The sequence below is a fragment of the Paractinoplanes tereljensis genome (assembly GCF_016862435.1).
GTDB lineage: Bacteria > Actinomycetota > Actinomycetes > Mycobacteriales > Micromonosporaceae > Actinoplanes > Actinoplanes tereljensis.
This window is the reverse complement of record NZ_BOMY01000050.1, coordinates 336,224-347,978: the sequence shown is the minus strand read 5'-3', so window position 1 is coordinate 347,978 and position 11,755 is coordinate 336,224. Positions and strand designations below refer to the sequence as shown.

Sequence of the window (11,755 nt, the reverse complement as noted above, 5' to 3'; positions counted from 1 at the left end):
GGCGCTTGTAGACAAGAAGTACGGGCCGTACGCTTCGGGTCTGGGCATCATGAACGAACCGAAGAGAGCAGACGAGCATGGCAGTGCCCGAATGGCTCACTCGACTCGGTGAGCTGGAAGTAGCACGATATGGGCGTCGCCGTGCGGCTTCACAACTGCAGCGTGTCCGGATCCCCCAAACCGGACGCGGGGAGGTTTATCAATGATCGCCACAGAGCTCGCCAGGCACGTCGCGACGCTGGCCGCTGAACCCAAGGGCATCAACACCCAAGGGATCGTCACTTTCTTCGCCAGCAACATCGCACCCATCCTGCTGGCGGTCCTCGGTGTGATCTTCATCGGACGGGCCAGCCGCGGCGAGATATCCAAGGTGCTCACGAGTTCGGCCATCGCCATCGTCGGCCTGGCCTTCATCGCGGGTGCGGCCACATTGTTCTTCGTCGGCGACGCGCTGATCAAGCTGATCTTCAACTGAGATGCGGCTCCGTACCGACGACGACATCTACCGGGCGCGCTTGGTCTATCTGGGTCCGCCCGGATACACGCTGCCCATCCACCTGCCATACGCGCAGTACGGCATGTTCGTACTGCTCGTTCCGGTCTTCATGTTCTTCCACTACCTGCTCACGTTCGACTTCGACCCGTTCCCGGCGTGGGAGATCGCCCTCGCCATGGTCAGTACGTCCTACGTGTTCCGGCATGTAGACCCGGACCGGCCGGCTCGGCTGGTCATCAAAACCGCGCTCACCGACTGGCGCCGCACCCGCGAACCGGCCGTCGAGCAGCGCGATCCGAGACTTGTCGCCACTCGCATCCGGGTTCGGGAGGAGCTGGTATGACCAGTTTTGCCGTACGCCTCGTCGAGGTTGGCGCATGAACGGATCCCCACCGCACGGGCAGCCCCGCGCGGATGCCAACACGCCGAGCAGGCAGAGTAACGGTATGCGTTCGGATCGCTACGCAGCGCCCGATTCGGCGGACGCGGACCCGGAAGAGTTCGCCTCGCCGGGCCACGGCGCGGTCGGCGTCTTCCAGGCGCCCCAGCCGGTCCGGCCGCGCGGCGGCGCCGTCGACAGCACCCTGGACATCGATTCGCCGTTCCTGGATCTCTTCGGCGGGACGGCACCGCCGATCTCCGCCGCCCCGGCGCAGGCCGCTCCCCCGGAAGCCGCCGATCCCGACTTCGACTTCGATTTCGACTCCCCGACGCCACCGGTCTCGCAGGCGATGCCGACCGTGCCGGCGCCCGCGCCGGTGCCGCCGATCTCCGCGCCCCCGATCCCGGTGCCCCCGGTCCCGGTGCCGCCCGTCGACAACGGGCCCTACAACCGGGCGCCGGCCGGGCCGAAGGCCGATTTCTATCAGGGCAGCGAAGGCGCCTGGCCCGACCTCGACGAGTGGCCGGCACCCTCCCTGGAGCCCGCGCCGCCGACACCCCTGTGGCAGACCGTCGGCACTCGCGGAGCGGACGTCCAGCCGTACGCCCTGCAGGCCGAACCGGAGACGGCATTGCCCGTACCGGCCGAAGCAGCGCCAGCACCCGCCAAGCGCAAGGAAAAGGCGGCTTCGCCGGCGAAGCCGAAGAAGCAGAAGGAAGTCAAGGCCGCGCCGCTGCGGCCCAACAAGATCAAGTTCGGCGACCGCGATCCGGCGATGGAGCTCGCGATCAGCGAGATCGCCGGGCATCTGACCTTCACCCAGAGCACGGTGACGGCCTGGTATTCGCTGCCCGAGGTGCGCTGGGCCTTCCGGCCCGACGCCGAGCGCGAGGCGTTGCTGTCGGCGATCTCCGAGCAGTACGCCGGTCTGGCCGGCTTCCGGCTGCACCTGCGCCGCACCAACCGGCCTTTCCCGGCCGACGAGTGGGCCCGCACGGTCGACTCGTTCACCGCGAAACCGCTGCCCGACGTGCGCGGCGGCACCTCGTGGTCCGACCACCTCGTCGCCGCCCAGCGACACCTGCTCTCGGTCAACCACGCCGAAGGCCAGACCTACCTCGGGGTGACGTTCGCGCGGCGGTCCCTCGGCGACACGTTCGCCGAGCGGATCATGCGGGTCTTCGGACGCGGCACCACCGACGGGGAACGCCGCAAGCTCGGGCGCACCGTCGAGCAGTTCGACGAGGTGCTCAGCGCGTTCGGCATGCGCGGGCGCCGGATCACGCCGGCCGAGCTGGAATGGCTGCTCTACCGCTCGGTGGCGCTCGGCATGGCGCCGCCCACGATGCTCTCGCCGATCACCAACGGGCAGTGGGAGACCGGCGACCTGCTCGCCCTCACCGAACAGATCGAGCGCTACCGGACGCCGTACGGCTCCACGGTCAAGCTGGTCAACCGGATGACCGGCGAGGAACGGCACGTCGCCGTCCTGTCCGTCGGCCGGATGGAACCCCTGGAGATCCCCGAGAAGCACGAGCCCTGGCTGCACTTCCACGAGCGACTGCCCTGGCCGATGGAGATCTCCTCGCGGATCGACATCCTCGGCTCCGGCAGCTCGTTCAAGAACCTCGAGCACCGGCTCCGGATGATCCGTTCGCAGCAGCTCGACTACGCCGAGCACGGCATCGACGCGCCGCCCGAACTGGAACGCCTGGCCAAGCGCGCCCTGGTCATCGGCGACGAGATGACCACCGGCCTACCGGTCGAGTCGGCCCGCGCACACGGCTGGCACCGCATCGCGGTCAGCGGCGCCAACCGCGAGGAATGCCTCGAACGTGCCCGCCGACTCATCCAGCTCTACTCCCGGGAACTGCGGATCTCGCTGCAGCACCCGAAGAACCAGGACCAGCTGGCCCGCGAATTCATCCCCGGCGAACCCATCGCCAACACCGGCTACGTGCGCCGGATGCCGGTCAAACTGCTGGCCGCGGCGGTGCCCCAGGCCGCATCGACGGTCGGCGACCGCCGGGGAGACCTCATCGGGCGTACGTCCGGGACCTGCCGTCGTCCGGTCTTCCTCGACCTGCACTTCCCGATGGAGGTACGCGAACGCTCCGGTCTCGGGGTTTTCGTGGCCGAGCCCGGCGGTGGCAAGTCGACACTGATGGGTGCGCTCGGCTACCTGAACGCCCGGCGTGGTGTCCAGGTCACCCTGCTCGACCCGTCCGGGCCGCTCGCCCGGCTGTGCTCCATGCCGGAGTTGAAGCCGTACTCGCGGGTGCTCAACCTGACCGGTTCGGAACAGGGCACGCTGGCGCCGTACGCGTTGATCCCCACGCCCGTCCGCTCCGAGTTCCCGACCGGCCCCGGCGGCGACCGCGAGTTCGAGATCGCGGTCTCCAACGCCCGCGCCGAACGCCGCATGCTGGTCCAGGACATCTGCTCGATGCTGGTGCCACCGCAGGTCGCCAAGGAAGCCTCCACCGCGACCCTGCTGCGGCACGCCGTCCGGCAGGTGCCGGCCGAGGAGACGTCCACCCTCGACGACGTGGTTCGCACCCTCCAGGGCCTCGACGACGACGGCAAGGAACTGGCCAACCTGCTCCTCGACACCGCCGAGATGCCGCTGGCGCTGCTCTTCTTCGGCTCGCCACCCCCGCACCTGCTCGGCGCCGACGCGGCCCTCACGGTCATCACCATGGCCGGCCTCCGGCTGCCCGACCTGAAGATCGAACGCGAGTACTGGTCGGCCGAGGAATCGCTGGCGCTGCCGATGCTGCACACCGCACACCGGCTGGCGGTGCGGCGCTGCTACGGCGGCTCGATGGGCTCCCGCAAGATGGTCGGCCTCGACGAGGCGCACTTCATGGAGGGCTGGCGCTCCGGCCGGTCCTTCCTGGTGCGCCTCGCCCGGGACTCCCGGAAGTGGAACCTGGCGGCGCTGGTCGCCTCCCAGAACCCGCGCGACATCCTCGGCCTGGACGTGCAGAACCTGGTCTCCACCGTCTTCGTCGGCCGGATCGCCGAAGACCAGGAAATCGCCTCGGAAGCCCTACGGCTCCTACGGGTGCCGGTCCACGACGGGTACGAGGCGACGCTGGCTTCCCTCTCCCAGGTAGACACCTCGTCGTCGAGCCGCCTCGGTTTCCGCGAGTTCGTGATGCGAGACGTCGATGGACGCGTCCAGAAAGTACGTGTCGACGTGTCGTACGTTGAAGGTCTGCTGGAGCACCTGGATACGACGCCCGTGGCGGCCAAGGCGGCGCCCTCGGCGATTCCGATGTTGCCGTCCGACCTGGAGGCTTGAGATGGTGCGGCGGGTGTTGGCGCTGGCCATGACGATGTTCGTCACGGTGGTGGCGTCGATCGTTTGGGCCGTGGCGGCACCCGCGCCAGCGGGGGCAGCCGTCGGCGGGATCGAAAGAGCTCCGGGTGGGCTCTGCAGCACGGAGGAGTGGCAAGCTGACTTCAAGGCTTGCGTGAGCAGACTGGCCGACGTAAGCGCCGATCGCGCCCAATGCGTCATGCCGCCAACGCCCAGCACACCCGACTCAGGACTAGCCGGCTGGTTCGCGGAACGTCCAGCCTCGGCTGACGGGCTCGGATACGACGGCCTCTACAGCAAATATGGATATGCCGGATATAGCTACACTACCTATGACCTCGATAGCGGATGCGCATCAACGTTAGTTGATCCTGACTACAAGTTCGAAACCACAGTCGCCAACGGCGAATTTATGATTGGCACTGCGGTGATTGGCGCATCAAACGCCCTACGCGAACGCGCGTGGGACCCCCAGACGCTGTGGGGTTGGGCTGACCCCCTTGTCGACGAGGCAACGAAGGCTGTATACGAGAAGGTTTTCAGTGTTTTCGGCGTCATAACCCTTGCCGTCGTTGGCCTTTATCTTCTTTGGCGTTCGCGACAAGCAGACATGGGTGCAGCAACAACCACCGCGGGCTGGGCGATTCTTGTAATGGTTGCCGTTACAGCAATCGCCGCCTGGCCGGTGCGATCGGCAAATCTGGCAGATCAGACGTTGATCACCAGTCTAGGCGTCGTTCACGACGCGGTTGGACCTCGCGCCCACAACACTCCTGCCGCACAGTGCGATGATCCCACCCCCGGCGCCTGCGATGACGATCGCCCTCCTGCTGTTCGCGCAAGTGACACCGCGACAGAGACGATCCTCTACCGCAATTACCTGCGGGGCCTTCTCGGTTCGGCCGACAGCGAGACGGCAAAGAAGTATGGCCTAGCTCTTTATGATGCACGCTCCATCTCTTGGCAGGAGGCCGAAAAGCTTCGCGCAAATCCGGAGACTCGAGATGCACTGATCAAACAGAAGAACACCCAGTGGGAAAAAGTTGCCGATCAGATCAAAAAAGAAGATCCTGAGGCTTACGAATACCTACAGGGAATCAATGGAATGGACCGGATAGGCGCCGGCTTCATTTCGATGTTGGCGGCCTTCATGTTCGCCATGTTCGACCTCACAGCCTCCATTCTGGTCCTGCTCGGATTCCTAATATTTCGCTGGGCCGTCATCGCGGCACCGATTCTCGGCACTGTCGGTCTACTGCGGCCAGCCAGCGCTGGCATTCGACGACTTGGTAACGCAGTAGTGGCCGCAATATTCAATATTGCGATCTTTGGCACTGGGGCTGCAATTTACTTGTTCGCAGTTGATCTGATCATGAATACCGCAAGCCTCCCTGGCTGGCTGCAGGTGGTCCTGGTCTGGCTTTGCGGAATTGTCGGGTGGCTTCTACTTCGTCCATATCGACGGATCACTCAACTGGGCGGTAAAGACGGCACCCGAGCCATCGTGTCTGCCGGGTCCTGGCACCGCCGGTTCTTCCGGGACATGCGGGAGGCCGCAAAGCTCGATATCGCCGACGCCGGGGGCACCCGCGAACCGACTATGGGTAGAAACGGCCGGACCGTCTACGCCGACCAGAGCAATCTGCGTCCTGAGGCACGCCTCGAAGATCCTGCGCATGCGGCCAATCGCAGGGAACTAGAACCGTCGCGCACCGGTGGTCGAGAAGCGCTTCCAGCACATATCCGACCGGACGGCATCGAGTCAGTACGCGAAGAAATCCCGACAGCAACCGGCGACGTGCCGCGCCAAAAGCCAACCGGACCCGCCGGCCCTCGACGCGCAGCCTCCTGGAGCGAGCCCGACGTGACCGAGCAGCCCGCGTCGTACGCGATCTATCGGCCTGAGACCGGGAACACCACCCGAGAACCGGCTACTCCCCGGGTGCGCACCGAGGCTAAGTGATCGGCATGCCCCGGACACTCGAACTAGGCCTTAACCGCATATTCCGTTCTCGCTGGGGCGTCGCTCTGGTGATCGTCGCGATCATTGCGGCTGTAATCGGCATCGGCCGATTGTTCGCCGACGGCGTACCGACCAGACCGTCATTGGGCAACTCCTCGCCAGCCCCGGCTATCAGTGCCGATCCAAGCGAGGACGACAGCGTCATCGACTCGGACCCACCACCGAGTCCGTCCACAAGTCCAGGTCGCGCCCAGCCGGAGACGGTGGCCTACGCATTCGCCTCGGCATGGTCCAACCATAAGGGCGTTACACCGAAGGCCTGGCGTGACCGGCTGTTGCCCAACTCAACCAAGAACCTCGCGAACGAATTGGACGGAGTAGATCCCGCTGGCGTACCTGCCGACCGAGTGGTCGGCAAGCCCAGCCTCGTGCCGATCGGCGCAACAGTCGTGAACGCGGTCGTCACAATGGACTCCGGCGAGCTGAACCTACGCCTAGTCGCGCCCGACGGTCATTGGCTCGTCGACGGTATCGACTGGAATGGATCATGAGTCTCCCGCGACCGCGGAAGGTGGTCCTGCTCGTCGCACTGGTCGCGACGTTGACCCTGCTGTGCTGCGGTGGCGGCGTGACCGCCGTCCTGCTCGGCGGGCTCACTGACGAGGGTTCCAACAAGGTCAACGCTTCCCTCGGCTGCGGCAAAGGCGGGCCCGTGGATCCGGACTCCAAGCTGCCACGAATACGCTCTTACGGCGCTGCGCAGATACGCAACGCGGCCATCATTATTAATGTTGGAACTGACCTAAAGATGCCGCCGCGGGCGTGGGTAATCGCGGTGGCGACCGCAATGCAGGAGTCCCGGCTCACTAATCTCGGCGATCTGGGTTCGCGTAACGATCATGACTCGCTTGGCCTCTTCCAACAACGGCCCAGCGCTGGCTGGGGCACGCCCGCACAGGTTATGGATCCGGTCTATGCGAGCACGAAGTTTTACGACAAGCTTCAGACGGTCAAGGGATGGGAGACCATGTCGCTGACCGAGGCCGCCCAGCGCGTTCAAATCAGCGCCTATCCCGACGCCTACGCCAAGCACGAGCCGGTGGCAACCCAAATCGTGAACATGCTGGCGGACGGTGCGGCAGCCGCGGTCGGCAGTTCGGTCAGCATGGTGTGCGCCGCCGCCGGAGAGATCGCCGCGTCTGGTTGGACTCTTCCGGTTAAGGCGGGGGTCGGCTCCGGCTTCCGCACGGCCAGCCGACCCAACCACCAAGGCGTCGACCTCATTGCAGGGCGATACACGCCGATCCACGCCGCCGCGAGTGGCATTGTCTCGAAGGTGAAGTGCGACGAGGACCACAGCGGCCGACAGACCTGCAACGTAGATGGCTATCCGGGTAAGGGTGGCTGCGGATGGATGGTTGAAATCCAGCACGCCGGTAACATCATGACGCGGTATTGCCACATGGTGCAGCGGCCATTCGTGAAGGAAGGCCAGAAGGTTACAGCTGGTGAAGTTCTCGGCCGGGTCGGGACGAGCGGAAACTCCTCCGGGCCACACCTGCACTTCGAGGTACATCTCAACAACGACCGGTCCAGCGCCGGCGCCATCGACCCGGTGCCGTTCATGCGGGAACAGGGCGCACCACTAGGAGGTCAGGGATGACGGGCGAATCTATGCCCGACCCCTTTTCCGGCCACCCCGACTGGGCGTTGGATCCGCCGAGGCCAGTTGTCCCCACCCCGGCCACCATGGTCGGCCAGCTGCGCGGCAGGCGTGCGATCATTGGTATGCCCGGTCTGGGCTGGCGGTCAGACATGCGCACCGATGAGAAAGTCGTTCAGGGTAGTCGGACTTACGTGCCGGTCATGCCTGAGAGTGAGTGGTATCGAGCTGAGGCCGAACAGACTGAAGTCTTTGCGCCGCTTGTGCCAGTCGAGCGCGTTTGGATCGAGGAACTAGGTGTAACTGGAGCATCCGCTCCAGCCTCCGATCTGATGTCGCGTCTGGTGTCGCTCGACGAACCGCCACGTCGCATTCCTGTTGCCGCGCTCGACGCGGGCGCATTGACCGGGCGGAGATTTATCCGTCTACTCGAAGACGGCGGCGAGCAACGCGATCTCCGCGCAGTGACGGAGCTTCATACGAACAATGAAGGCGAAGTTTGTGCTCGGGTTTCAAGGGAACTCGATTGGTACCGCTGGGGCTGGAGCGGGCACGCACCTAAGACGCTTGAAGTCTCCGTTCATCTTTTGTGGGTCGAGTAAAATCTAACTTTCTTTGTTGGCACCGCAAACGCGCCAACTTCCATTCTCCTCGACGACACTAAAGAGCCAATCCTCGTTGCGACTACTGCTTACCTGCCCATTCGACGATCCAGAAATCGTAAGTCGAGTGGTAACGTCTTCCTTGCCTTCGGCAACCGCAACGCGGCTGAGCGCACCCCAGCTAACTGAGACCGCGACGCTGAACTGATTTTCGCGGGCGATGAGCTGATCTCGAAGGGCCTTTATATTCGCAAGGTCCGGCGAATCGCACGTGAATAATCGGGCAGCCTTGTCGTCCCGGTTGACAAGATAGGCAATTAGAAAGCTGTCGGCGACCGTGTCTGGCTGACTGCGATCGATCTTGGTTGCATCGTCGTAGAGCGAAACGGCCACGCCTACCCCGCCCAGGCACAGCAGCCCGATCATCCCGGCGACCATTGCCAGGATCAGGCGGCCGCGCCGGCTTGGCTTCTTCACCGGCGCCGGGGCGGCCGGGGGCAAGCCCGCTCCGGCCCCCGAGACCGGCATCGGCCCCCGCGCCTGTGGCGGCTGCGGCGGCTGCGATGCGGGTCCGGTTACGGGCTCCTGCGGCTGCACACATACGACAGTAGTGCCTCCCGTCACCCGAACCGTCGCACACCACCCAAGACCGTGAATGACCGCGCCGCGCAACCTGCTACGCGATACCAGCCCCACTCTGGGATAGGTTTTATCCGCACACAGGAGGTGAGGGCGGTGGCGGATTCGAGTTTGCGGGTCCAGCAGGCTGCTGCCCTGCACCGGCAGGCGGTTGCCACCACAGAGGCGGCAGCGGCCGCGCTGGAGTCGGAGGCAGCCCCGGCGGCTGACCCGCTGGAGCAGCATTCGCTGGCCGAGCAGTTGCGGGCGGCCGCGGCCGTGCTGGCGCCGGGCTGGTTGGGGTCGCCGCTGGATGCCCAGTCGGCCAACACGCCGCTGGGTGGGGTCTACCCGCCGCAGTTTGTCCGGCTGGGGGTGGCGCAGCCGCTTGACGATGCGCGTTTCCCGGCGATCATCCCGTTGCTGGGCACGGGGCATCTGACGATCGATGCGAGTGCGACCGACTCGCGGGTGTTCGGGTTGCTGCGTTGTCTGCTGCTGCGGCTGCTGGCGGCCGCGCCGCCGGGGTCGTTGCTGGTCCGGGCCGTGGACGGGGTGGGTGGCGGGGCGGTGTTCGCGCCGTTCGCCGATCTGGCCGACGCGGGTCTGATCGAGCCGCCGGCCACCGACCGGCAGGGGCTGCGGGACGTGCTGGCCGAGGCCGACAAGTGGCTGCGGCCGGGGCGCGGTGCGCAGCCGCGGCGCAGCCGGCGGGACCGGATGATGCTTGTCGTCATCGCGAGTCTGCCGGAGATGACCGAGGGTGAGGAGTTGCGCCGGATCGCGGCGTTGGCTCAGCAGGGGCCCGATTCGGGTCTGCACCTGATTGTGGCGGGCTGGCCGCCGCCGCCGTTGACGGCCGAGACGACGCAGCCGCCGCTGCCGCGCACCACGATGGTGTCGGTCCGTAATCCGTACGCGGTGATCGGTGACCCCCCGGGCGCGACGTTCGGTTCGGCGCCGGCGGCGCAGTGGCTCAACGCTCGGGTGTTCCTCGACGACGACCCGCCGGCGCATCTGGTCGACGCGGTCTGCCGGGAGTTGGCCGCGCATTCGGCCGCGGCCACCCAGGTGAGCCTGTCCGATCTGCTGCCGGAGGCCGACGAGATCGCGACCGGCGACGCGGCCGACGGTTTGGGCACGGTGGTGGGCCACGACGGGGACACGCCGCTGGTGCTGCGCTTCAACGACTTGACCCCGCACTGGCTGGTGGGCGGCCGGTCGGGTGCCGGTAAGACGGCGTTCCTGATCAACGTGCTCTACGGGCTGGGTGCCCGCTACAGCCCGGCCGAGATGGCGCTCTATCTCCTGGACTTCAAGGAAGGCGTCTCGTTCGCCGAGTTCGTGCCGACCCGCCGGGACCGCACCTGGCTGCCGCATGCCCGCGCGGTGGGCGTCGAGTCCGACCGGGAGTACGGCTTGGCCGTGCTCCGCGAACTGGACTCGGAGATGACCCGCCGCTCGGTGGCCTACAAGAGGGCGGGGGTGACCCGGTTCGCCGACCTGCGGCAGGTGGCGGCCGACGAGGGGCAGCAGCGCCCGATGCCGCGGATCCTCTGTGTCATCGACGAGTTCCAGGTGCTGCTGACCGGCAACGATCCGATCGCCACCGAGGCGGTGGGTCTGCTGGAGTCACTGGCACGCAAGGGTCGGTCGTACGGCATTCATTTGATTTTGGCCAGTCAGACCGTGCTGGGCGTCGAGGCCCTCTACGCGAAGCGTGATTCGATCTTCGGTCAGTTCCCGGTGCGCATCGCGTTGCCGGGCGGTGGCGACGTGCTGGAGCCGACAAACGATGCCGCGGCGGGGCTGCCGTTGGGCACCGCGGTGGTCAATACGGCGGGCGGCCTGGGCGGCCCGCGTGGCGCGACCCGGGGCCACGAGCGGGTGGTTCGTTTCCCCGATCCGCACGCCGACCGCGAGGTGCTCAGCAAGCTGCGGCACAAGCTGTGGGGTGCCCGCGACCCGGAAGCGGTGCCGCCGCGCATCTTCGCCGGTTACGCGCATCAGCATCTGGCCGACGACCCCACCTACCGCGCGGCGCTGGCCGGCCGGGCGGCTCGCCCGGCGGCGCTGGTCGGCCGGGTGATCGACGTGAACCTGTCGACGGCCGCGTTCCCGCTGGATTCCTCGCCGGGCCGGCACCTGGCGATCTTCGGTTCGCAGGCGTCGGGTTCCGAGGTGCTCGACGCGGCGGCGCGCAGTGTGGCCGCGTTCCATCCGCCCCGGACGACCCGGTTCGTGATCGCGTCGCTGGTGGCCGAGGGTGATCAGTTGGCCGAGCGGCTGGCTGCCGAGATCGGGCCCCGGCAGGACGTGACGCTTGTCGACGCGGCCGGCCTGGCCGCCGAGCTCGACCTGGAGCGCCCCGGCTACCGGGTGGTCTTCGGCATGGACGCGGCGAGCCCGGGCAGCCTGCCGGGTCTGCGGCAACTGCTGCGCGAGGGTCCGGGCCGCGGGGTGCACCTGTTGTCCTGGTGGCGGGGCCTGCGCCGGTTCACCGAGGAGACCGGCGGCAGCGCCGGTCGGGAGGACGTGGCGGGTCTGCTGTTCCTGAACGTGCCGCAGTCCGATGTGGCTCTGATGCTGGGCCGCCCGATCGACTGGCATCCGCGGCCGAACCGCGCGCTGCTGCACGACCGCCACGCCGACCGCACCGTCACGGTGGTGCCGTTCTTGCAGCCAGAGAGCGACGAGCTATGACGA

The 11,755-nt window shown here is 66.6% G+C and carries 9 protein-coding genes; 8 read left to right on the top strand and 1 reads right to left on the bottom strand.

Annotation, left to right across the window (positions count from 1 at the left end):
* Window positions 1–202 precede the first annotated feature (202 nt).
* The 7 genes from Ate02nite_RS39810 (at window position 203) to Ate02nite_RS39780 (ending at window position 8,431) form a co-directional block, all read left to right on the top strand.
* A complete protein-coding gene (locus tag Ate02nite_RS39810; protein WP_203813060.1) occupies window positions 203–475 on the top strand; it encodes a hypothetical protein in 273 nt (90 codons plus the stop codon).
* A gap of 1 nt (window position 476) precedes the next feature.
* A complete protein-coding gene (locus Ate02nite_RS39805; protein WP_203813059.1) occupies window positions 477–839 on the top strand; it encodes a hypothetical protein in 363 nt (120 codons plus the stop codon).
* A 103-nt stretch (window positions 840–942) separates the two neighbouring features.
* Window positions 943–4,185 carry an ATP-binding protein gene (locus Ate02nite_RS39800; protein WP_239148050.1) on the top strand — a complete coding sequence of 1,081 codons (3,243 nt, stop codon included), beginning with the start codon at window positions 943–945 and terminating at the stop codon, window positions 4,183–4,185.
* A 1-nt stretch (window position 4,186) separates the two neighbouring features.
* Complete coding sequence (locus tag Ate02nite_RS39795; RefSeq protein WP_203813057.1) at window positions 4,187–6,166, top strand: MFS transporter; 1,980 nt, start codon at window positions 4,187–4,189, stop codon at window positions 6,164–6,166.
* 68 nt (window positions 6,167–6,234) lie between these two features.
* Window positions 6,235–6,717, top strand: coding sequence for a hypothetical protein (locus Ate02nite_RS39790; RefSeq protein ID WP_239148049.1), 483 nt, complete (start codon window positions 6,235–6,237; stop codon window positions 6,715–6,717).
* Window positions 6,714–7,829, top strand: coding sequence for a M23 family metallopeptidase (locus Ate02nite_RS39785; protein WP_203813056.1), 1,116 nt, complete (start codon window positions 6,714–6,716; stop codon window positions 7,827–7,829). The genes Ate02nite_RS39790 and Ate02nite_RS39785 overlap by 4 nt, the downstream gene beginning before the upstream one ends.
* Entirely contained in the window at window positions 7,826–8,431 is a 606-nt protein-coding gene (locus tag Ate02nite_RS39780) for a hypothetical protein (protein ID WP_203813055.1), read from the top strand. The genes Ate02nite_RS39785 and Ate02nite_RS39780 overlap by 4 nt, the downstream gene beginning before the upstream one ends.
* A 3-nt stretch (window positions 8,432–8,434) precedes the next feature.
* Here the strand turns inward: Ate02nite_RS39780 and Ate02nite_RS39775 are convergent, their stop codons facing one another.
* Complete coding sequence (locus Ate02nite_RS39775) at window positions 8,435–8,857, bottom strand: hypothetical protein (protein ID WP_239148048.1); 423 nt, start codon at window positions 8,855–8,857, stop codon at window positions 8,435–8,437.
* A gap of 309 nt (window positions 8,858–9,166) precedes the next feature.
* Between Ate02nite_RS39775 and Ate02nite_RS39770 the strand changes: the two genes are divergently transcribed.
* Window positions 9,167–11,752, top strand: coding sequence for an FtsK/SpoIIIE domain-containing protein (locus Ate02nite_RS39770; protein ID WP_438871320.1), 2,586 nt, complete (start codon window positions 9,167–9,169; stop codon window positions 11,750–11,752).
* Window positions 11,753–11,755 lie beyond the last annotated feature (3 nt).

Bases quoted from the DNA above. Each gene is read 5' to 3' on its own strand.
- Ate02nite_RS39805 (WP_203813059.1), top strand. From the start codon at position 477: ATGCGGCTCCGTACCGACGACGACATCTACCGGGCGCGCTTGGTCTAT.
- Ate02nite_RS39780 (WP_203813055.1), top strand. From the start codon at position 7,826: ATGACGGGCGAATCTATGCCCGACCCCTTTTCCGGCCACCCCGACTGG.
- Ate02nite_RS39775 (WP_239148048.1), bottom strand. From the start codon at position 8,857: ATGATCGGGCTGCTGTGCCTGGGCGGGGTAGGCGTGGCCGTTTCGCTC.
- Ate02nite_RS39800 (WP_239148050.1), top strand. From the start codon at position 943: ATGCGTTCGGATCGCTACGCAGCGCCCGATTCGGCGGACGCGGACCCG.
- Ate02nite_RS39810 (WP_203813060.1), top strand. From the start codon at position 203: ATGATCGCCACAGAGCTCGCCAGGCACGTCGCGACGCTGGCCGCTGAA.
- Ate02nite_RS39785 (WP_203813056.1), top strand. From the start codon at position 6,714: ATGAGTCTCCCGCGACCGCGGAAGGTGGTCCTGCTCGTCGCACTGGTC.
- Ate02nite_RS39795 (WP_203813057.1), top strand. From the start codon at position 4,187: ATGGTGCGGCGGGTGTTGGCGCTGGCCATGACGATGTTCGTCACGGTG.